This window comes from Robinsoniella sp. KNHs210 (assembly GCF_000686105.1).
GTDB lineage: Bacteria > Bacillota > Clostridia > Lachnospirales > Lachnospiraceae > Robinsoniella > Robinsoniella peoriensis.
Window position 1 is genome coordinate 5,103,931 of sequence record NZ_JMLZ01000002.1, and the last position, 23,834, is coordinate 5,127,764.

Here is a 23,834-nt window from a genome sequence, read left to right on the forward strand (position 1 = left end):
GGATCTTACATCCATCCCGTATATTCCAGAACCGACTGATTTTTAAGAACAGACATCTTCTTGCGCCATTCTTTCGGAGAAATACCTAAAAGTGCGGAAAAATGTCTGTTAAAGCTGGAAATAGAGTGGAAACCTACCCGCTCGGAAATGGTCAGTATCGAATATTCCGTGGTACGCAGCATGGAACTGGCTTTTAGTATTCGTGTGGTATTGATAAATTCAAGCGGGCTGGTATCCATAATAGCATGAAACAGCCGGCGAAAGTGTGTAGGGCTTAGGTGGCATAGGTCTGCGAGATAGTCAATGGAAAAGGAATTCATATAATTTGTCTTAATGTAGTCCAGTGCAGGGGCGATCACCAGCATGTTTTCCGGTGCCTGAAATTCCTGACTGGAAGCAGAATCCGAACGCAGCCGCATTAATTCAGTTATAAGAGCAACAAATAATCCCCGGACACTGACCTGGTAATTCATTTTCTTCTCCTGCATTTCAGAAATCATGCTGTTGACGAGATAGAAAATATGGGGATAATCATCTTTGTGCATGATTCTGCGGAAATTATGAATCAGGTCAGTTAAGATCTGTGCATGGGGAAGGGCATCGATAGGAAAAAAGGGATGGAGGAATTCTTCCACATCTACAAAGAGATAGGACCATCTGCTGGCAGTTCCGGGGGAGCTGTATGTAGTGTGGGGAATATCGCATGCCACAATGGTAACATCATCTGCCTGGAAAGAAAATGGCGTATCTTCGAATTCCATAAATCCACTTTCGGAGTGGCAGAGCCCGATCTCCAGGCAATTATGGAAATGAAGCCTTCCTGACTTGATGTCTGAGATATGCCAGCGGTCACCCGTCAGCAGCAGAATTGGAAAGTTTTCCGGCAGTTCATAATTGCGGTATTCAATAATTGTTTTTGCTTGCTTAGACATTATGCACACTCCTATTCTTGATAAATTAAAACTATTATACATTATAAACAGTTAATATTTCAACCATAATTTAAAAAGAAAAATCTTCTTAAATGTATAAATGCACAAAAAAGTTAGATTTTAAATGGAAAATCTATAGTTGGTTATAGGAAAAAGAATGATAAAGAAATTTATTCTAAATAAGTTTAGACAAAAGTAGACATAATTTTTAAATAAATGGTTGAAAATGCATAGATTTGGCTTTTGTATGCTGAGAAGATGGTTTTGTTCTTTTGTATAATTATAACCATGTAGAGAAGAACAAATTTGTGAATAGGAGAGTGAGTCAAATGAGTGTGGCGGCAAAGCAGAAGAATCAGAAAACGGCACTTGTGGTGCCCGGCAGGAAAAACGGAATGCTGTACTATTTTAAGAAAGACTGGCAGTTATATTTGTTAATGTTATTACCAATGCTTTTCATACTAATCTTTAAATTTGGTTCCTATTTTGGGCTGTTTATCGCATTTAAAGATTACAAAGTTGCCAAAGGATTTTCCGGCAGTGAATGGGTTGGAATGGAAGTTTTTCAGAAGATTTTTGCGAAAAGGGATTTTGGAAAAGCAGTGTTTAATACGCTGTATCTGAATATTCTGGATTTGATTTTTGGCTTTCCAATGCCGATCATACTTGCTTTGATTTTAAATGAAATCCGAAATAAATATTTCAAAAAAGTAACACAGACTTTATTATATCTGCCGCATTTTTTATCCTGGATCATCATTGGAGCGGTGGGATACCAGTTATTCAGCCTGAACAGCGGTGTCATTAATACGATTTTAGAAAATGTGGGTGCTCATAGAATTCCCTTCTTACAGGAAGACACCCAGTGGCTCATTACTTACATTGCGATCGGGGTATGGCAGTCCATGGGATGGGGAACGATTATTTACCTGGCATCGATTACCAGTGTCAGTCCGGAGTTATATGAGGCAGCAAAAGTAGATGGAGCGGGGCGGTTTAAACAATGCCTTCACGTTACCCTGCCCTGTATCCGGGGCACCATCGTAACACTTTTGATTATGAATCTGGGTAAGGTAATGGGAGGATCATTTGAACGTATTTTCGCAATGTCCAATGCCAAAGTAACGGAATACACAACTACAATTCCGGTACTGGTTTACCGATGGGGTATCGAGAATAATAAATTCAGTGAAGCTACGGCACTTGGCTTATTCCAGTCGGTGATTGGACTTCTGCTGGTTCTCGGGGCAGATTTTATTGCAAAACGGCTGGGTGAAGACGGATTAATTTAAAGGAGGAAAGTTATATGAGTCAGACAGCAGCAGCCCTGCCCCGCAAAAGGGAAGGACTTAAAACGAGGGTTTCGAATGTAACCTGGAATACCATATTTTATATTATTTTAGCCATATCTTCATTAACGTGTGTGTTACCCTTTATACATATTTTTGCTAAATCCATCAGCGCGGAAGCATACGTATCGGCAAACAAAATATTTCTTCTTCCTAAAGGAATAAATCTAAATGCATATGCGAAGGTGTTTGCAGATTCTTCCATTATCCGTTCACTGTTCGTATCCGTGGTAGTAACGGTCACATTTACCGTCATCGGAATGTTTTTGACCATCTGCGCCGCGTATGCATTGACCAGAAAGGAACTGAAGGGAAGAAAGGTTATGAGTTTCCTGTGCATGTTCACCATGTATTTTGCAGGAGGTACCATTCCGGAATATCTGCTTATGAATAATCTTCATATGCTGGATACCTGGTGGTGTATGATTTTGCCGCTGTCCTTTTCGGCATATAATCTTTTGATTATGAAGAATTTCTTCCAGTCCTCCATACCGGACAGCCTGGTGGAATCGGCGGTACTGGATGGTGCCGGGCATGTCAGGATACTTTGGAGCATTGTTGTACCATTGTCAAAACCTATTAATGCAACCATTGCGCTGTTTTATGCAGTGGGAAGATGGAATGCTTATCAGGATGCATTATTTTATATTAAACAGAGAACGGATTTAAGACCATTGCAGTTAAAATTATATTATCTTATTGTATCTGCATCTGAATCCTTCAAATCAGAAGGCGGGTCTACGGGATTAATGACCAATCCGGAAGTATTACAGGCAGCCTGCATTATGTTTGCAACCATTCCGATTATCTGCATTTATCCCTTCGTACAGAAGTATTTCGTACAGGGAACCATGATCGGAGCCGTAAAAGGATAGGTCATTGAGGAAACTCGATACTATATAAACATTTAATTAAGAAAAACCAGGAGGAATGAGTATGAAAAGAAAAATGCAAAAAGCGGCAGCGCTAACATTGGCAGGAACTATGATATTAGGAACCATCACCGGATGCGGCGGTGAAAAAACAGCGGCTACCGATGCAAAGACAGATCAGAAGACCGAAGCCGGTTCCAATGAGGCAGATACAAATAAAGAATCAGAAAAGGATTCGGCAAAAGGATCAGAAAACGGATCAGATGCCGGTTCAGAGGCTGCGAAAGGTGAATATACCGATTATTCCAAAGGATTTCCGGAGAAAGTAACGATTAAGATTCCGGTTTATGACAGGGGATTCGAGGGCTGGGATCCAACGAATAACTATTATACTAAGTGGATTCAGTCTGAATTTGGGGACAAATATAATGTGGATGTGCAATATGTGGCAATCGGACGGACAACGGAAGTAACGGACTATATGCAGATGATAGCAGCTGGCAGCGCACCGGATATTATTTTCCACTACGATATGCCTCAGGCAGTCAGCTATTATAATGAAGGTGCCATGCAGCCGCTGGATCTGGACGAAATTGCTTATTATGCGCCCACCTATTCCGAAAAATTAGGGGACACCATCCGGGACTACGGAGAAATGAATGGAGAAAATATATTTTTCTTCGCAGACAGGGACGCGATCTATTATAACTGGGTAACCCTCATCCGACAGGACTGGCTGGATCAGGTAAAGATGGAGATGCCCACAAACCGTGAAGAACTGGAGGCAGTTGCTCAGGCATGGAAGGATGCAGGACTTGGAACCCTGGGTGACAGGCTTGTAAATAAGAGCTTTACTTATGATTATGCATTTCGTGGGGAAACGGTTGATCAGACAGAGTTAGCCTTATACTCCGATCTGAATGTGCCTGCACTAACCTGGAAGCCAACTGAAAATTATCTTAGAACTTTGAACAAAGAATATAATGCGGGGCTCATTGATGCAGAATTTTATCTGAAAAAAGAAGAGCCCGACGTGGTTGGCGATTTTGTTTCCGGTAAAACAGGAACTTATGGCTTCTATATGACCAATACAACAGACGTAATTAACAGTTTAACAACCAATGATCCAAATGCAAAAGTAGCTGTTTTAGATCCGGCAGCTTTTGCACCTAAAGACAGCAAACCATATTATTATGAATATCCGTCTTATGGAATGGTTATGGGCATGAATTCCAAGACCACAGAAGAGCAGAGGGCGGCAATCTGGATGTTCTTAGACTGGATGATTCAGGATGATAATTTGTTCTACCTGCAAAATGGTGTGGAAGGACAGAATTATACGCTGGATGAAGATGGTATCGCAGTACCGGCAGCTGATTATAACGGAGAATCCAAACTTTCTAACAATAATAATAAAGATTACTGGTGTCTGGTTGCAGAAGTTGCAAGTTATGGCGATGAACAGAAAAATTTAAAAGCAAATATGAAGACTCTTGCACCGGCAGGATATGAAGATCTGATCCAGCAGTCTTATGACTACACCAAGAAGATTGAACAATATGGATTAATCAATACGATTTTTACAAAACCGGTAGAGAGCTCCAGTGAGTATGCATCCGATCTGAGCGCCCTGTGGCAGGAAGTTTATGTAGATATGGTTACTTCAAGTCCTGAAGAATTTGATGAGAAATATAAGGCTGCTTGTGAAGAATATCTGGATGCAGGATATCAGGAAATTCTGGATGAGAAGCAGGAGCTGTTAGATGAAGGGTCTTACAAATAAAAAAGCGTGAAAAAATGGATGGCTGTTGCAGGGTAAAAGCCTGCAGCGGCCTTTTAAAGCAGAAAGAAGGATGGATATGGCAGGATTGGTGTATGATAAAAAACAGGTGGAAGAGGCAATTGATCAGATTGTGGCACGTACGATGCGTATGGATATGCCCTGGGACTGGCCGTGCGGGGTTGCTTATTATGGAATCAGCAAAGCATATGAATTCACAAAAAAGGAAGAATATCTGGATTTATTAAAGGAACGGATTGATGAATACATAGAACTTGGGGTACCTAAATGGACGGTCAATACCTGTGCAATGGGGCATTGCCTGATTACTTTATATGAAGCAACCGGTGAAGAGAAATACTGGGATCTGGTGATGAGAGGAGCAGAATATCTGCGCAGTGATGCCAGACGGTTTGCGGATCGGGTTTTACAGCATACCGTTTCTGTAAATAATGATTTTCCGGAGCAGGCATGGGCAGATACACTGTTTATGGCGGCATTTTTTCTGCTGCGGGTAGGGGTGAAATTAAAAGAAGAAGAGACGATTGCAGATGCATTGAACCAGTATTACTGGCATATTAAATATCTGCAGAACATGGATACAGGCCTCTGGTATCACGGATATAACAATATTACCAAAGACCATATGTCAGGTTTTTACTGGGGGAGAGCAAATGCATGGGCGGCATATACCATGTCCCAGGTAGGAAAATACCTGCCGGAATGTTATCTGTATCCGCAGTTTCTGGATATTGTGGGCTCATTGAATGAACAGCTGGCAGCAATCAAGCTTTTGCAGACCGAAAATGGTCTGTGGAGGACGATACTGGATGATGAAGAATCCTATGAAGAAATCTCAGCGTCCTGCGGAATTGCATCGGCAATGCTGGAAAAGGGGAATCCACTGCATCTGAAATATATTAACAAAGCACTGCAGGGCGTATTAAATAATATCAGTCCCGATGGAAGGGTATTAAATGTATCCGGAGGAACTGCGGTTATGAAAGACCGTGACGGCTATTGCAATATATCCATAGACTGGATACAAGGCTGGGGACAGGGGCTTGCACTGGCATTTCTGACGGGGGTGTTAGACTATGAAAATTGTCGAAGCGACGGGGCATTATAAGACGGGACATCATAATAAGAAAGACGGTTTGTGCAATGAGTTTACCTTTGCACCGGGAGCAGCCGGGGCGGGAGCACAGCAGGTAACTCCGGAAGATCTCTATACGAAGGAGAAAACATGGGGATTTCTGACAGAAGCAAACAGGCGGGAGGATCCTTTGCTGCAGATTCCAGAATTAAATACTGGATTTGACACATTTTCCTGGTATCGGGATAAGGATATAACCCGGATTACGCAGGATGTGTCCGGCTGTTATGCAGATTCGTTATGCATCGTAAATGAACTTTGTGCAGATGGCAGCAGAAGGATTCCGCTTTCCTTTAAAGCAGATGTTCCCCTAAGCGGAAATTACAAAGTACGGCTGAAACTTACAGCGGCAGTGGAAGAAGAGGAACTGCTTATTTTTCTCGGAAGAAGAAAGCTTTTTTATCGGGGAAGACTGTCGGCGGGTGAAGTATTGGAAACAGAATTTCTATTAAATATCAGTGATATTATTCCAAGAGGCCAGGTGGCGGCTTATCAGGATTACAGTGCAGCTATTACCATTATAGGAAAAGAGCCAAGACTGACAAATGTCGCTATATATCCGGTACAAAGTCCGGTTATTTATATAGCAGGGGATTCTACTGTAACGGACCAGAGTGCGGAGTATCCCTATGCGCCGGGTACCAGTTATTGTGGATGGGGGCAGATGCTTCCGGCTTTTATAGATGGTAAAGCAGCAGTTTCCAATCATGCCCATTCCGGACTGACAACAGAAAGTTTTCGCAGCGAAGGCCATTATCAGATTATTTTAGATCACATTCAAAAAGGGGATTACTGCCTGTTCCAGTTTGGACATAATGATCAGAAACTGAACCACCTCAGGGCAGAGGAAGGCTACCGGGAAAATCTGATTACGTATATCGAAGAGATCAGAGAAAAAGAAGCATATCCCATTTTGGTAACTCCATTGGCAAGAAATTCCTGGAGAGGTGCGGATGGTACTTATAATGATATGCTGCTTCCCTATGCGTGTGTCTGTAAAGAGATTGGAAAAACGCTGAATGTTCCGGTTCTGGATTTACACGGTAAAAGTAAAGAGTTTGTAATCCGACAGGGACTGGAAGGAGCGAAATTTTATTATTTCCCCGGTGATTTCACCCACAGCAATGATTACGGGGCATATAAAATGGCTGGTTTTGTGGCAGCAGAATTAGCGGAACAGCTTTGTCTTCCGGGGCAGCAAAGCGCTCATGATTCCATCCCGGAATATACAGATGAGTGGAAGATATCAAGAAAAACCAATCTGTCGGCTCCACCCTCAAATATGGATGGAATGGATAATCCCACCGCATGTCCCATTATGTTTCGGGATCTGAAAAGACCGGAAGAGTGGCTTACAAGAGCTGAAGCAATGGATATGGTCATTCAGACAATGAATTTCTTTCCCATTAATGTATATAACGATATGTTTGAGGATGTAGTGGGGCATGAGTGGTATGCGGGAACAGTGGAATGTGCTGCCCAAAATGGAATGATTCCAAACCCTATGGTGAAGGAGAAGAAAATTTTTCCCGCAAAAGAGATCACCTTGCAGGAATTCCTGTGCATCGCAATGACCGGTTATAAATGCAGGAAGTACCTGCCGGTTGTGCAGAAAAAGTACCGGATCAATGTGGCATCCTGGGCAGAAGAAGAGATACAGGCAGCCTGTGAAATTGGAATTGCGGCAGAAGAAGCAGATTTTAATAATCTTATATCCAGAAAAAATGCTGCAGATATATGTAAAAGGCTTTACGTGTCATTGCATCATCATGGAAATTAGAATAGGAGGACATATAATGACAGCAGAATTAACAGGGGGCTTCACCTTACCGGGAGAATCCGGGTATGAAGAATTGACATTGAAGCTGGCAAAGAAATGGGGGGCTGATGTGATCAGGGACAGTGACGGAACCGCCTTGTCGGATACGATTTTAAATGCCGGTTATGGAATCTATTCTACTATTTGTATCATTCGTGACCATAATGAGTGGGCAAAAAATCATATGGATAAGCTGCAGCAGTCCTTTTTAGTCACAAATCCCAAGACGGCAGTGGAACCGTTTGTAACCTTTCATCTCATGAGTGATTTTTCCCAGGGACAGTTTTCGGTGAATGACAGTCCGGAATCGATGCAGTTTTGGCAGGTCTTTGACCGTACCTCCAACATGGAAGTCTCCAGAAGGCTGTGGACCTATGAGAAAGAAGCCGGGAATCTCACCATTCAAAATGCGGTTCCCTATCATAAATATACGGTTAGTTTTCTGGCATACCGCATTTGGGAAGAAATATCCATGTATAATCATGTTACCAATGGCTGGAATAAGGAACATTTAATGCCTGTAGATCCCCGGTATGTGGAAACCAGGGAGTACCTGCTGCAATGGATGGAAGACTGGTGTGCCGCTCATCCGGATACTACCGTTGTGCGGTTTACCTCTTTGTTTTATAATTTTGCATGGATCTGGGGCAGCAGTGAGAGAAACCGTTCGCTGTTCACAGACTGGGGGTCTTATGATTTTACAGTCAGTCCTCTTGCATTGCAGCAATTTGCATCTAAGTACGGCTATCAACTGTGCGCAGAGGATTTTGTGAACAAAGGTGCATATCAGGTGACCCATATGCCGCCAAATGCAAGAAAACTGGATTACATGAATTTCATCAATGATTTTGTTATTCATTTTGGAAAAGAACTGGTAGATATCGTACACCGCCATGGCAAACAGGCATATGTTTTTTATGATGACAGCTGGGTTGGCCTGGAGCCCTATGGGAAAAGATTTCATGAATTTGGATTTGACGGATTGATTAAGTGTGTATTCTCTGGATATGAAGCCAGATTATGTGCAGGGGTAAAGTCAGTCACTCACGAACTGCGGCTGCATCCATATCTGTTTCCGGTAGGGCTTGGGGGAGCTCCGACTTTTAGCGGAGATGGGGATCCCGCCCTGGAAGCGAAAAAATACTGGAATCAAATACGGCGCGCCCTCCTTCGCGTACCAATTGAAAGAATCGGTTTGGGCGGATATCTGCATTTAACAGAAGGCTATCCGGAATTTTGTGACTATGTAGAGCAGATAACAAAAGAGTTTCGCAGAATCCGAAAACTACATGAAGAAGGACCGGTATATCATTTAAAATGCACAGTGGCAGTTCTTCATAGCTGGGGCAGGCTTCGGTCCTGGACACTTTCCGGGCATTTCCATGAGACAGAACAACACGATCTCATACATGTGATTGAAGCACTGTCGGGTTTGCCGGTAGAAGTAACCTTCCTGGATTTTGAAGATATTAAAAACGGAGCGTTAGACGACGTACAGGTTCTGATCAATGCCGGAAAAGCCGGGAGCGCATGGAGCGGCGGCGATGCCTGGAAAGACGCAAGAGTAGTTGAACAGATCACAAAATGGGTTTATCATGGCGGAACCCTGATTGGAATCCGGGAACCGTCGGCAGTGGAGGGTTTCGATACATTTTTCCGCATGTCCGAAATCTTAGGAGTGGATAAAGATAAGGGGGCAAGAGTATGCCATGGAAAGTGGGAGTATCACATAGAAAAGATAGAAGGTCTTCTTCCTGCTGGCTTTAATATCCCCGGCGAGAGTCAGATTTATTTAACCGACGGCAAGAACAGGGTGCTGGCTGAAGAAAATAAAGTACCTGCGCTGACCATACGTGATTTTGGCAAGGGAAAAGGTATCTATCTGTCATCCTTCCGTTACAGCCTGGAAAATACGAGACTGTTCTTAAATCTTCTGCTTTATGGAACAAACCAGGAATTGATTCCGGATTATGTCACTGCCAATCCGTATACAGAATGTGCGTATTACCCGGAGAGCAAGGTACTGGTAATCATCAATAACAGTGAGAAGAGTCAGATTACCAGTATCAGCACGGAGTTTGGGGTAGTGAATGCGCAGCTGGAGGGGTATGAGACCAGGGAAGTGCTGCTTTAGAGTGAACAGTTTCATATTGAATTGGGGGGGAGGTGAGTAAGGGACGCTTTGTAGATATAGGTAGTGCGCGGAAAGAGAAGGGGGCGGACCATGGCAGGCGGTTGGAAGGCTTACCGCAGAACTGGCATTTTCTAACCTTCCCGAAGCGCTTTTTGGCGGCACGCGGGCATTCGCTCCGAAATCCTGATGCATTTCGCAGCTCAGTGCCCGCTTAGTATCCGATGGGAGCCAGTCGAATACTATCCGCCAAAAAACACTCCGGCAAGGTAAGTAAATGCTCAGATCTGCTATACGCCTTCCAAACGCCTGCCATGGTCCGCCCCCTTCTCTTTCCGAGATAGCATTCGTTGATACAAAGCTGGTTTTCTCAGCATGATGGAACCCTGGGGTTGTGGCATGCCGGACGCGATTGGCGTAAAGCAACTGATCTTGAGAACGGAATTTGTTTTTAATTCTGTAACCAGAAAAAGGAGCAAACTTTCATCTTCTTTTACGCAAACAGCCGAACCATACTGCGCAGCATCCAATAAAGAACAGCTCGCCACAGCCCAAGGGTCTCCACCAGGCTGAGAAAACCAGCTTTGTGGCAGTAAACTGAATCTCGGAAAGATGGGAGTGGGAAACTGGTATGGGCGGAGGAAGCGTAGAGCAGAGCTGAGCTGAGTATTTACTTACCTTTCCGGAGTGTTTTTTGGCGGATAGTATTCGACTGGCTCCCATCGGATACTAAGCGGGTACTGAACCGAGAAATGCATCAGGATTTCTCGGTGAATGCCCGCGTGCCGCCAAAAGGCGCTTCGGAAAGGTTAGAAAATACCAGTTCTGCGGCCAGCTGACGGAGCCCATGCCAGTTTCCCACTCCCATCTTTCTGTACACTACCTATCATTTACAAAGCGTCTTAATCAGCAAAACCCAAATTCAAGAATCTGTTCGCTGTAGCTCTAGGACACTTTTCTGTTACACTGATTTACCTCACCCTATCTTTTACATCTTGTCATGTCTTTTCATATCAGTTATAATTAACATCAATGACCTTAACAGTGTATATAACATAGCCGTTTAAAATGCGGCATAGGAGGATATGATGCACAGAGAACATACAAAAGTAATACAGATAGGGAACCGGGTTATTGGCGGCGGGAATCCTATTTTAATTCAGTCTATGACAAATACAAAAACGGAAGATGTGAAAGCTACCGTGGCACAGATTCAAAAATTAACCGCAGCAGGGTGTGATATTATCCGCTGTGCCGTACCAACAATGGAAGCCGCAGAAGCTCTTGCGGAGATAAAAAAAGAAATTACCATCCCTCTGGTGGCAGACATACATTTTGATTACAAGCTCGCCATTGCGGCAATGGAATATGGAGCAGATAAGATTCGGATTAATCCGGGGAATATCGGAGGCGGTGACCGCATCCGCGCCGTAGTAGAGAAGGCAAAGGAACTTGGAATTCCCATCCGTGTAGGGGTAAACAGCGGGTCTTTAGAAAAGGAACTGGTCGAAAAATACCATGGTGTTACGGCGGAAGGAATTGTAGAGAGTGCCCTGGACAAAGTCCGTATCATTGAGGAACTGGGTTACGACAACCTGGTAATCAGTATCAAATCGTCTGATGTAATGATGTGCGCAAAAGCCCATGAGCTTATTGCAAAAGAAACGAATTATCCTCTTCATGTGGGAATTACGGAATCCGGTACGGTGCTTTCCGGAAATATTAAATCCGCAGTAGGTCTTGGCATTATTTTGTCACAGGGAATCGGCGATACGATAAGAGTATCTTTGACCGGTGATCCATTGGAAGAAATTAAATCTGCGAAACTGATTTTAAGGACCCTGGGATTGAAAAAGGGAGGGATCGAAGTAGTTTCCTGTCCTACCTGTGGCAGAACCCAGATCGATCTGATCGGTCTTGCCAATAAAGTAGAGAATATGGTAGAAGATATTCCGCTGAATATAAAAGTTGCAGTAATGGGATGTGTGGTAAACGGACCGGGTGAGGCAAAAGAAGCGGATATCGGAATTGCAGGCGGAAAAGGCGAGGGACTGCTGATCAAAAAAGGTGAAATTATTCGGAAGATTCCGGAAGATCAGCTGCTTCATGCATTGAGAGAAGAATTGGTAAACTGGAGTGAATAGTGTGGAAAAGCTGTTTTTTGATGTATTTCCATCTTTAGAAATAAGTGAAAATATACAAAGCCTTTTTGCCCAGGTGACAGTACCTAAGGTATCTGTCACTTCGGCAAAGGATTTTATGCGGGTTTATCTAAAGAGTGAAAAATTAATTCATAAAAAATATATTAACGAAGTGGAGCAGGCAATAAAAAGCCAGCTCTTTTTAGCGATGCCCATCACCATCAAAATTATAGAACGGTTTAATCTGTCCCAGCAGTATACACCGGAGAAGCTGCTGCCTATATATAAGGACAGCATACTGCTGGAATTAAAAGACTACAGCATTTTTGAATACAATCTGTTCCGGCAGGCATCCTGTGAGTTTCCGGCGGAAGATACTATGAAGCTCACGATGGAAAACTCTGTAGTGGCGGAAGGAAAATCAGAGGAACTGGTAAGAGTCCTGGAAAAGATATTCTGTGAACGCTGCGGCATGTCTCTGAAGATTCAGACAGAGATGAAAGACCCTGTGGAAAGTAAAGCCAGGAAGAACAGTGAAATCCGTATCCGGCAGGAAGTAGAAGCCATTATGAAAAATGTGGCAGTAAAGCAGCCGGAGAATGGGGATGAAGAGGAAATCCAGGGAGGTGCAGGAGAAGCAGGGCCGGATCAGACGGAACAGGCAAATGCTGTATCCAAGGCTCCTCAAAAAGAGAACGGGCAAGTGAAAAATAACCAGGAGAAAACTTCGGCAAACCAGGGGAATGGCGGAGCAAAGAAACCGGGAGAGTTTAAAAAAGGCGGATTTAGCAAGGGCGGTGACAGTTACCGGGGTGGCTATAAGAAGTCGGATAATCCGGATGTTATTTACGGAAGGGACTTTGAGGAAGAGGCGATTACCATCGATCAGATTATCGAAGAGATGGGAGAGGTTGTTATCCGGGGGCAGATTCAGAATCTGGAAACAAGAGAAATCCGTAATGAAAAAACAATCCTGATTTTAGAAGTAACAGATTATACGGATACCATTGTAGTAAAAATGTTTGCACGCAATGACCAGGTGCCGGAAATTTTAGCAGGTGTAAAAAAGGGTGCATTTGTAAAAATGAAAGGTGTTACCACCATAGACCGTTTTGACAGCCAGTTAACGATCGGATCGATTGTGGGAATTAAGAAAATTTCGGATTTCCGTACCAGCCGGATGGATACCTATCCGGAAAAAAGGGTGGAACTCCACTGCCACACAAAAATGAGTGATATGGATGGTGTTTCTGAAGCAAAAGATATTGTAAAACGTGCTTATAAATGGGGACATAAAGCCATAGCCATTACAGACCATGGTGATGTACAGGCTTTTCCGGATGCCAATCATGTCATTGAAGATATCGACCGTGAATTTAAGGCACAGTATCAGAAAGACCATCCGGATATTACCAAAGATGAATTAAAGCGGGTACCCTGCCCCTTTAAAGTAATCTATGGAGTAGAAGCGTATCTGGTGGATGATTTGCAGGAACTGGTGGTAAACTCTAAAGGCCAGAGCCTGGATGGTACCTATGTGGTTTTTGACCTGGAGACAACCGGTTTCAGCCCTGTGAGCAACCGGATTATAGAAATAGGTGCAGTTAAAGTTGTAGATGGAGTCATCAGGGATCGGTTTTCTGCATTTGTCAATCCTCAGGTTCCCATTCCATTTAGGATTGAAGAACTGACTGGAATTAATGATAACATGGTGCTTCCTGCAAGGACGATCGAAGAAATACTGCCGGAGTTTCTGGAATTTGTCCAGGATGCGGTAATGGTTGCCCACAATGCTTCTTTTGATATGAGTTTCATAGAAGAGAACTGCAGAAGGCTTGGCATTGAGAAAGAATTTACCAGCGTGGACACAGTAGCCCTTGCGAGAATACTGCTTCCACAGTTAAACCGTTACAAACTGGATACGGTGGCGAAAGCACTTCATATATCGCTGGAAAACCATCACAGAGCGGTAGATGATGCAGGTTGTACGGCTGAGATTTTTGTGAAATTTGTGGAAATGTTAAGAGAGCGCGGGCTGAATGACTTAAACGGAGTTAATTCCATTGGCAAGACAACGCCGGCCCAGGTAAAAAAACTAAATACTTACCATGCGATTATACTGGCTACGAATAATACGGGCAGGGTAAATCTGTACAAGCTGATTTCTTATTCCCATCTGGATTATTACAGCCGCCGGCCCAGAATACCTAAGAGTGCTTTTATCGAGCACCGGGAAGGGCTGCTGATCGGATCGGCATGTGAAGCAGGAGAACTGTATCAGGCGGTTTTAAACAATAAGTCCCGGAAAGATATTGCAAGGCTGGTGGAATTTTACGATTATCTGGAGATTCAGCCACTTGGGAACAATCAGTTTATGATCCACAGTGATAAGGTAGATATCAGTACCCAGGAAGAATTAATGGAAATTAACCGCCGTATAGTGAAATTAGGTGAACAGTTTCACAAACTGGTAGTAGCTACCTGTGACGTACACTTTCTGGATCCGGCAGACGAAGTTTACCGCAGAATCATTATGGCGGGAAAAGGATTCAAAGATGCGGATGACCAGGCACCGCTGTATCTGCGCACCACGGAAGAGATGCTGGAAGAATTCGCTTATCTGGGAAGTGAAAAGGCGGAAGAAGTAGTTATAACAAATACAAATAAAATCGCAGATATGTGTGAAAAGATTGCACCGGTAAGACCGGATAAATGTCCGCCGGTTATTGAGGATTCGGATTCAACCCTGCGTGAGATCTGCTATAACAGAGCACATGAAATCTATGGGGAAGACTTGCCGGAAGTCGTATCCGAGCGGTTAGAGAGAGAGCTGAAATCCATTATCAGTAATGGATTTGCCGTTATGTATATCATTGCCCAGAAACTGGTATGGAAATCCAATGAAGACGGATATCTGGTAGGTTCAAGGGGGTCAGTTGGATCATCCTTTGTTGCCACCATGGCGGGTATTACAGAAGTAAATCCGTTAAGACCCCATTACTATTGCGAAGAATGCCATTACAGCGATTTTGACTCGGATGCAGTGAAGCCTTATGTGGGTGGTGCCGGATGTGATATGCCTGATATGGTATGCCCGAAATGCGGGGCAATGTTAAAGAAAGAAGGATTTGATATTCCTTTTGAGACATTCCTTGGATTCAAAGGTAATAAGGAACCGGATATTGACCTTAATTTCTCCGGTGACTATCAGGGAAATGCCCATCGTTACACGGAGGTTATATTTGGAAAAGGACAGACTTTTCGAGCCGGAACAATTGGTACCCTTGCGGAGAAAACAGCCTTCGGCTATGTGAAGAACTACTACGAGGAACGGGGGCAGAGGAAGAGAAACTGTGAAATCGGACGTATCGTGCAGGGATGCGTAGGCGTTCGGAGAACCACGGGACAGCATCCGGGAGGTATCATTGTACTGCCTCTTGGTGAAGAGATCTATTCATTTACCCCGGTGCAGCATCCCGCAAATGACCAGACAACAGATATCATTACTACCCATTTTGACTATCATTCCATTGACCATAACCTATTGAAACTGGATATACTGGGACACGACGATCCCACCATGATACGAATGCTGGAAGATCTCACCGGGCTGGATGCCAAGGAGATTCCGCTGGATGACCAGGAGGTAATGTCCCTGTTCAGCAGCACCAGAGCCCTTGGCATTTCACCGGAAGATATCGGCGGGTGTCCGCTTGGTGCCCTTGGAATTCCCGAGTTTGGAACGGACTTTGTTATCCAGATGCTCTGTGATACGAAGCCGAAGACCTTCTCTGACCTGGTACGTATTTCCGGTCTGTCTCATGGTACCGACGTGTGGCTGGGGAATGCCCAGGCATTGATCCAGGAAGGGAAAGCAACGATTTCAACAGCAATCTGTACCCGTGATGATATCATGACTTATCTGATCAATATGGGACTGGAAAGTGAGCTGTCTTTTACAATCATGGAGAGTGTGCGTAAAGGAAAAGGACTAAAGCCCGAAATGGAAGAGGAAATGATTAAGCATGATGTTCCGGACTGGTATATCTGGTCCTGTAAGAAGATCAAATACATGTTCCCGAAAGCCCATGCGGCGGCATATGTCATGATGGCATATCGAATTGCTTACTGTAAGGTGTTTTATCCGCTGGCATATTATGCGGCGTATTTCAGTATCCGTGCATCAGCATTCAGTTATGAGCTGATGTGCCAGGGAAGGGAGAAACTGGAGCATTACATGTCCGAGTACAAAAAGAAATACGACACACTGTCCAAAAAGGAACAGGATACGTATAAAGACATGAAAAATGTGCAGGAAATGTATGCAAGAGGATTTCAATTTATGCCGGTTGATCTTTACCGGGCACAGGCGCACCGTTTTCAGATCATAGACGGCAAACTGATGCCCTCCCTGAGTACCATAGAAGGTCTGGGGGATAAAGCGGCGGATGCGGTAGTAGAAGCTGCCAAAAACGGTCCGTTCCTGTCCAAGGATGATTTCAGACAGCGTACGAAGGTCAGTAAGACGGTTATTGATCTAATGGATGATCTGGGACTGATGGGAGAACTGCCGGAGTCCAACCAGTTGTCATTGTTTGATTTTTAATATTCGATACATTTGAAAAAACTTCATGAACCATATGGCGGCTCCCCGCCGGCGGTTCATGAAGTTTTTTATTATTTGTTATTTATATTGTTATTTATCTTAGCATATTTCATCCATTGTGGGGAAATGAGTTCATGTCCTGCCGGTGATGGATGGACTCCGTCCAGATGCAGATGGCCGGCTCCCTGTTTTTGGGAGATAATGCCTCCTTACTTACCCTTTTACTGCGCCGCCTGTTATTCCCTGAACAAAATACTTCTGTACGAAAAGGAAGAATACGATCAGCGGTATAATTGTTATGCAGATCGCTGCACTCATAGGTCCCCAGGAGGTATTATACTGTCCCTGAAAACTAAGTGCACTCATGGTCAGGGTTTTCAGGGAGGAAGTAGTAGAAAGCGCAATCTGAGCCCAGAATAAGTCACCCCAGATTCCAACAAATGCAAAAATTGCGGATACCGATATAGCCGGCTTCATTAACGGAATACTGATTTGGAGCAGGGATTTCAATTCTGAGCAGCCGTCTATACGGGATGCTTCAATTAATTCCTGCGGCATACTTAAAAAGAAATTTCGCATGATGGTTATGGTCATGGGAATGTTCCAGCCGATGTAGGGGAGTATCAGCATCACATAACTGTTTAATTTCAGTTTCGACAGCATTAGATATAATGGCATGATAACCGCTTCGGAAGGCAGCATAAAGGTGATAATTAAAAGTAATAAAATGATTTTCCCAAATGGAACCTTAAGTCTTGCCAGTGCGTATCCGCCTAGTGTCCCTGCGACTAAAATAATCAGCAGTGAAATTACGGTTACTATGGCACTGGTCAGCAGACCGCCTCCAATATGTCCGGCTGTCCATGCTGTCCAATAATTTGAAAATTGTGGGTTAGCGGCAAAGCCCCAGATATTTTTATAAAATTCTTCATCTGATTTGAAGGATGTAATGACTACGAAGATAACGGGATATACCGATATCATGACCAGCAGGTAGGTAAATATTCTGCATATCCATTTAATCTTCCGGTCCGGATGTTTGAATTTATACTGTCCGGCATTAGTATTCATAACTTTCACCCCCCAGAAGTTTATTGGTAATAAAGATGAAGATCAGTACTACAACGGTAAGGATGCAGCCGGTGGCAGCAGAGTAGCCAAATTCATTGTATACAAAGGACCGTTTGATCATTTCTATGGGAACGGTAGTGGTCAGGTTTCCGGGTCCCCCCATTGTCATTGCCCAGACAAGATCATAAGTACGAAATGCCGTAGTCAGAGAAAAGATAGCTGCTAACTGGATTGTAGGCTTGATCAGAGGAAGTATGATATAGCGGATTTGTTTTAAATAACCTGCACCGTCCAGATAACTGGATTCGATTAATGAACTTGGGATATTCTGAATAGCCGTGTATCCCAGCATCATGGTCACGCCAAAGAGCTTCCATCCGCTTACAATGGCAATGCAGACCATGGCAGTTCCCTTGTTCTCCAGCCATGCTGTTGCCATACTGCCGGCGCCAACTGCTCTTAACAGCTGATTCAGGATACCCATGTCGCTATTAAAAACAAAGGTAAACAGCAGCCCTACAATAGCCGTGGGCAGCATGATAGGGGTGAAGAACACCAGCCTTAAAAATGAGCCTTCAGACTTTCGCAGTTTATAAATCATAAATGCAACAATCAACCCCAACAGGATTGCGAAAACAGTTGATATAAAGCCCAGCAGAACAGAATGATATAATGCTTTTAAGGAGTCGCTGTCTTGAAAAAAATTTATGTAATTTTTAAAATATACCCATTTCAGTTTTTTAAAACCGTCCCATTCCTGCAGTGAAAGTATGATGTTCCATCCAATTGGAATGTATTGGTCAACCAATATAAAAAACAGGCAGGGAAGTACCATCAGCGCTCCAAGAAACTTTAACTTACTTTCTAATTTGCTTTTTTGTTTTATTTTGTGTGTGCCCATCCGAATCGCCCCTTTTTAATGAAAGGACTGCGGGTAACTTGCCATCCGGCAGTACCTTTCATTATTCTTATATTTTTAATATCGCTGTGCGGTTTCAAATCTCCTGGGTTACTCTTCTTTCGACTGCAGCCTTAGTTTTTCCAGGTCTTCAAGAGCTTTGTCGCCGCTGCTTAAAATATAATTTGCATTTAGCTGGGCATTGCCATATTCCTGCACTTTTGCAGATATGTTCAAGTAATCTGATGTTACTAAATATTTTGTCTGTTTCATCAGTTCCGTAACAACAGGATCTGTAACTTCCACACCATTGATTGCCACCGGATAACTGCTTTGGGCTCGTATCTTCTGTATCTCCGGACTTAAGAAGGTTTTGATAAAAGAAATTGCTTCTTCCGGGTGAGCAGCGTTAGAAGGAATCATAAAGCCGTCTGTACCTCCAACGATCACCGTGTTTTTACCCATAGTCGGCCATAATACTGGAACAACCTCAAAATCAACGGAACCCATCAGGTCTGGATAGATCAGATTTGTTTCAGCAATAATTGCCGCTTTTCCCTGTACAAAAGCCGTTTTTGATTCGTCCCGGGTTACATTTAATGCGCCTTCTCCCGGATACCAGAGTTTTTTGTCATACAATTCTTTTATATTTTTCATTGTTTCTGGCAGATAATTCTGGGTAAAGTCAAGATCTCCGTTTGTAAATTCAGCCAGTTTACCGTCATCCTGTGCCAGTCCTGCAGCGCCTAAACGGTTCAGCCAGGAGTTCACATCCCTGGCAACGGTAAAAGGTGCGATATCTTTTTTGTCTTTCAGTGTCTGGCATACGTCTATAAATTCCTTCCAGTTCCATTCTTTTGGAATTTCGATCCCGCATTCTTTAAAGATATCTGCATTTACATACATGGTCGGAAAGGTAGATTGATAAGGAACGGCATAATATTTTCCATTGAAATTACCCAGTTCTAAGAGTTCGGCAGGAAATGTATTCTTCCATTCATTATTATTTGCTTCCAGATAAGGAGTTAAATCCAAAGCCTGACCGGCGTCCACATAAGGCTTAATCAGCATAGGCCAGTAATGTGTCACATCCGGAGGAGTTCCTGCTGCGATTCCGGTCTTTAGGATTTTGTCAATATTAGCCCAGTCAATGTCAATAACCTGTACATCCAGTTCAGGATGCAGTTTTATGGTTTCGTTAATCATCTGTTCCCAGGATGGCTCGCCGGTACGATTCCCATAAAAAGATATTTTTGTTATTTTTTGGTCAGAAGCTTTGTTAGTTTCAGCAGATGCAGTGGATTTTGCAGTATCTTTAGAAGCGGATTTTGAGTCCTTGGTTTCCTTTGACGAACCGCCCGACGACTGCTTCTGACAGCCAGCAGCCATTGTCATAGCCAAAAGAATTCCCAGCATACAGATAAGTAAGTTTTTGGTTTTTCTCACAATAAATTCCTCCATTCATTTATCTTTGTGGTGATTATTTAGTTATGAATAAAGTGTAGCAAGAAAAATATAGTTAATATATCCAAAAATACAATGATTTTATCCTAAAATATAATGATTGTTTAGTTTTTGGCGGGTTGTGTCTTTCTGCGCCGGTATTCGGAAATCGAACATCCTTCCAGCTCATAGAAAACTTTGGCAAAATATTTATAATCCTGAAATCCTACTTTTGCACTGATTTCATACACTTTCAGACTGCTTTCACAAATTAATTTTTTTGCCATGTCAATCCGCAGGCTGGTTAGATATTTATGAAAGGGCTGTCCGGTTGTATTTTTAAAAAGAGCGGAAAAATAATTTGGTGTTTTATTTGCCAGTTTTGCCATCTGCTCAACCGTAACAGGCTGTTCATAATTACATTTTAAGTAATCGATCACCTGCAGTACTGCAGTGTGGTAGGAATTTTCCGGGGAGGCAGTGATATGATCGATCATGCATTTGCAGTATTTCAGCAGGTGCTCTTTGTAGAACTCCAGTTTTTGGGGAAGCTTTCTAAACAAAGCGCCGTTGAATTCTGCCGGACTATCCGGAATGGCAAGCTTTACTGTTTCGATGGCTTCTCTACAAAACTGTAGAACGGCCTGTACGCTATAGCATTTTTTTTCCTGCATTTCGCCAAATGCGTGATTAAGTATTCTTTCTATACTAAAATAATTTTTTTCTTCTATGCTGTGATAGAATTCTTTTTTAGCTTGAAAGGAAAACTGCATTACATCAGGGATTATTTCCATATCATCATAATAAAGTACAGAAAGAGCTGCATGGTACAGTCTGCATGACTGTAAACTTTTACACTGCAGATAGAGATCAGACAGTTTTTCTGCACATCCGGCATGGCTTACGGTGATAAAAAGATTACCAGGTATCTTAGAAGCTATCCGGTTTTTCCAGATTTCTGTGTATTCCCGGAGACCCTTGGGAGACAGATCAATCCGGTATATGACCAGGGTATCATTCTCTGTACCCTGATATACGGCACATCTGCATTCCTTAAAAACAGAAGAAGCAATGGTATCCGGGCGGTACTCCGGGGCACCCTGAAAGTCTCCGTCTGTTTCAGCCAGTATGCAACAGACCGGGTCAGATAAAGAAAATCCGAAATATTCTTTAAACTTTAACGCATCCTCCGGACTTTCGCTGCCGGACAGTAACTTTTTAATCAGGTTGTTTTTGGAAAGTTTCTGATATTGCTGGTGCTGCAGATTTCTTATATTATTCAGCTCGAATGTCTGCACGGACTGACGTACAAAATCAATAACTTTATCTGCGTTCACCGGTTTTAGCTCATAGTTTACAACGCCTATCTGAATGGCAGACTGAGCATATTTAAAATCTGAATAACCACTTAATATCATTATCCGGGTTTCTGGCTGCAGATCCATAATCCGTTTGCTGAGTTCGATTCCGTCCATCCCAGGCATACGGATATCCAACAGTACAATTTCGTATCTTTCTTTTTGAAACAGATGCCAGGCATTGTAACCATCTGCGTCATCCACCTTTTGGATACCCAGTTTCGCCCAGTCGATCCCGTCTTTCATTCCTTCTCTGATTTGAATTTCATCATCTACTATTAATAATTTCATATAAATCTCCATTTCACCGCTGACGCCTGCGGACATAAACGAATAGGGATGGGGGTGCGTCTGCCGCCCTTTCGCTAATAAGAAATGAGAGGTATTTTATTTATAAGGGAAGAGAACCTCAACCCGGGTTCCCTGGCTGACAGTACTATAGAACTCCAGGCCGTATCCTGCTCCATATTTGATTCTCAGCCTGTCATGTATATTCTTTAGTGCCAGACATTGTACAGTATCGGCCTGTGGGGAGTTTAATGCATCTCTGATTGCACTTTCATCGGTGCCCAGGCCGTTATCCACGATGGTATACCTCATATTATCACCAATGCGTTCAACAGTAACTTTTATGACTCCGCCTTCTTTTTTCGCTTCCAGTCCGTGAATAACGGCATTTTCAACCAGAGGCTGGAGTATTAACTTCAGCGTCTGACAGTATTCAAATTCAGGTCTGGTATGAATTTCCAGCGTAATACGTTCGCCCAGCCGGATTTTCTGTATCTGCATATAATTTTGCAGATGCAGCAGCTCCTCCTGAATGGTAGTGAGTTCATTGCCGCTGTTCAGTGTGTGACGGAACATATTTGCAAGTGCCTCAATCTGCATGCCAACCTGATAATCTTTGTTTTTGTAGGCAAGCCAGTAGATCGCATCCAGAGTATTGTAAAGAAAATGCGGGTTAATCTGCATTTGAAGGGCCATCAGTTCGGCTTCTCTTTCTTTTATTTCTGCCTGATAAACAGTTTCAAACAGATATTTTAGTTCTTTTGCCATATTTAGAAATTGTACAGTAAGCATTCCGGTTTCGTTTTCTGATAAAATGGGAAGCGATACCTCAAAATCACCGCCCTCTATTTTTTTCATTTCTTTCGATAAGCGGACAATGGGCTTTATGACATATTTGTTTTGGATAAAAGTAAAAAGGATACTGAATAAAATACATAATAAAATAGAAATGATAATGATCTGGTTTATCATAACCTTTGGCAGGTCCATGGTTTTGCGGGAAATCACCTGAATAAGCTTCCACGGGGTATTTTCGATGTTGGAATAGAAGATGGACTTACTGCCGGTTGTACTGCTGATTTTAAAATATCCGTTATCCGCCTCCATGTTATCTTCCATTTGGGTATAATCCGAAATTTTTGTATTCAGCAATTCTTTATCATCAGCTGAAATTATTTCGCCGGTATCATTTATGATAAAAAGTAAATCATCTTCATAATGGTTTTCATTTTTGACCGCATAAATGGAGCGGAGTGTCTGCTCTTTCATTGTGATTTTTTCTATCGCGAGAGTACGGAATGCATTTAAATCGTTTACGCATCGTATGTAGGAAACAACAGGAACATTAAACTTACTTTCATAGCCATAATCGATCTGATAAACCGGTGTCCAATAGCCTCTGCCCTTTTGGGCAATGGCATTTTCAAAATAACGGGTATCCTGGGGGTCAACAAAACCTCCGTATTGTATGATGATTTCACTATCGCTTGTTACTGATATAGAATGGATATAAGATTTTGAGACTGCAAGTTCGTTGGTAAAACGAATGATATGATCTTTTAATTGCTGCTGCCGTAAAGAAAATTCAGCAGAATTCTCTCTGGGGTTTTCTGCATTTAAATAGGTACCGCAATATTCCTGCAATGAATCATTGCTAAGAAGAGAAACAGAGATTCGGTCAATTTCGCTTAATACACCACTGATGTTTTTTTGAGATTGCTTTAGGATCTCCAAACGGTTTTCATGTGTTTGGCTGCTGATGATCTGAGACATCTCTTGGTTCATCAGCAATGCAATTAAAACAAGGGGGCATATGATAAAAGTAAGAAGGCATATCAGGAACATTTTTTTTATGGAAACATTTTTGATCCTGAACAAAGAAGCTTTGAGCATATGGTTTCCCCCTTATATCTGAACGTTTACTGTAAGAAAGGCTTTTTCATATTATACACGATTTGTTTTCAGACTGCCAGTAGAATTAGATATATTA

Annotated in this window: 15 protein-coding genes; 8 read left to right on the plus strand and 7 right to left on the minus strand. The window is 42.8% G+C overall.

All coding sequences use genetic code 11. The features are described 5' to 3' along the window. Positions 1-5 precede the first annotated feature (5 nt). Positions 6-932, minus strand: coding sequence for a helix-turn-helix domain-containing protein (locus CD03_RS0128855; protein ID WP_027296580.1), 927 nt, complete (start codon positions 930-932; stop codon positions 6-8). Between the two features lie 329 nt (positions 933-1,261). Between CD03_RS0128855 and CD03_RS0128860 the strand changes: the two genes are divergently transcribed. From CD03_RS0128860 to gnpA, 6 genes are all read left to right on the plus strand, one after another. Further along, positions 1,262-2,224 (plus strand): ABC transporter permease, encoded by a 963-nt coding sequence (locus CD03_RS0128860; RefSeq protein ID WP_027296581.1) that lies wholly within the window; start codon positions 1,262-1,264, stop codon positions 2,222-2,224. A gap of 14 nt (positions 2,225-2,238) precedes the next feature. Continuing rightward, positions 2,239-3,156 (plus strand): carbohydrate ABC transporter permease, encoded by a 918-nt coding sequence (locus CD03_RS0128865; RefSeq protein WP_044289740.1) that lies wholly within the window; start codon positions 2,239-2,241, stop codon positions 3,154-3,156. Between the two features lie 61 nt (positions 3,157-3,217). Beyond that, positions 3,218-4,936, plus strand: coding sequence for an ABC transporter substrate-binding protein (locus tag CD03_RS0128870; protein WP_027296583.1), 1,719 nt, complete (start codon positions 3,218-3,220; stop codon positions 4,934-4,936). 76 nt (positions 4,937-5,012) lie between these two features. Beyond that, on the plus strand, positions 5,013-6,062 hold the full coding sequence (locus CD03_RS0128875) for a glycoside hydrolase family 88/105 protein (protein ID WP_027296584.1): 1,050 nt from the start codon (positions 5,013-5,015) through the stop codon (positions 6,060-6,062). Next, positions 6,031-7,869 (plus strand): rhamnogalacturonan acetylesterase, encoded by a 1,839-nt coding sequence (locus tag CD03_RS36610; protein WP_052378033.1) that lies wholly within the window; start codon positions 6,031-6,033, stop codon positions 7,867-7,869. Before CD03_RS0128875 ends, CD03_RS36610 begins: the two co-directional genes overlap by 32 nt. Positions 7,870-7,885: 16 nt before the next feature. Beyond that, a complete protein-coding gene (gene gnpA, locus CD03_RS0128885) occupies positions 7,886-10,042 on the plus strand; it encodes a 1,3-beta-galactosyl-N-acetylhexosamine phosphorylase (RefSeq protein WP_027296585.1) in 2,157 nt (718 codons plus the stop codon). Between the two features lie 754 nt (positions 10,043-10,796). Here the strand turns inward: gnpA and CD03_RS39080 are convergent. Beyond that, positions 10,797-10,919 (minus strand): hypothetical protein, encoded by a 123-nt coding sequence (locus tag CD03_RS39080; protein ID WP_255348121.1) that lies wholly within the window; start codon positions 10,917-10,919, stop codon positions 10,797-10,799. Positions 10,920-11,127: 208 nt separating this feature from the next. Between CD03_RS39080 and ispG the strand changes: the two genes are divergently transcribed. Next, positions 11,128-12,183 (plus strand): flavodoxin-dependent (E)-4-hydroxy-3-methylbut-2-enyl-diphosphate synthase, encoded by a 1,056-nt coding sequence (gene ispG, locus CD03_RS0128900; RefSeq protein ID WP_027296587.1) that lies wholly within the window; start codon positions 11,128-11,130, stop codon positions 12,181-12,183. A 1-nt stretch (position 12,184) separates the two neighbouring features. Next, complete coding sequence (locus CD03_RS0128905; protein ID WP_027296588.1) at positions 12,185-16,786, plus strand: PolC-type DNA polymerase III; 4,602 nt, start codon at positions 12,185-12,187, stop codon at positions 16,784-16,786. Between the two features lie 213 nt (positions 16,787-16,999). On the opposite strand, the gene CD03_RS0128910 is transcribed toward CD03_RS0128905, so the two are convergent. From CD03_RS0128910 to CD03_RS0128930, 5 genes are all read right to left on the minus strand, one after another. Continuing rightward, positions 17,000-17,857 (minus strand): carbohydrate ABC transporter permease, encoded by an 858-nt coding sequence (locus tag CD03_RS0128910; RefSeq protein WP_027296589.1) that lies wholly within the window; start codon positions 17,855-17,857, stop codon positions 17,000-17,002. Continuing rightward, positions 17,847-18,758: a carbohydrate ABC transporter permease gene (locus CD03_RS0128915; protein ID WP_044289741.1), complete on the minus strand. Its 912-nt coding sequence runs from the start codon at positions 18,756-18,758 to the stop codon at positions 17,847-17,849. Before CD03_RS0128915 ends, CD03_RS0128910 begins: the two co-directional genes overlap by 11 nt. A 108-nt stretch (positions 18,759-18,866) precedes the next feature. Further along, positions 18,867-20,201 carry an ABC transporter substrate-binding protein gene (locus CD03_RS0128920; protein WP_027296591.1) on the minus strand — a complete coding sequence of 445 codons (1,335 nt, stop codon included), beginning with the start codon at positions 20,199-20,201 and terminating at the stop codon, positions 18,867-18,869. A gap of 122 nt (positions 20,202-20,323) precedes the next feature. After that, positions 20,324-21,847, minus strand: coding sequence for a response regulator transcription factor (locus CD03_RS0128925; protein ID WP_197041705.1), 1,524 nt, complete (start codon positions 21,845-21,847; stop codon positions 20,324-20,326). A 96-nt stretch (positions 21,848-21,943) separates the two neighbouring features. Next, a complete protein-coding gene (locus tag CD03_RS0128930; protein WP_027296593.1) occupies positions 21,944-23,737 on the minus strand; it encodes a cache domain-containing sensor histidine kinase in 1,794 nt (597 codons plus the stop codon). Positions 23,738-23,834 lie beyond the last annotated feature (97 nt).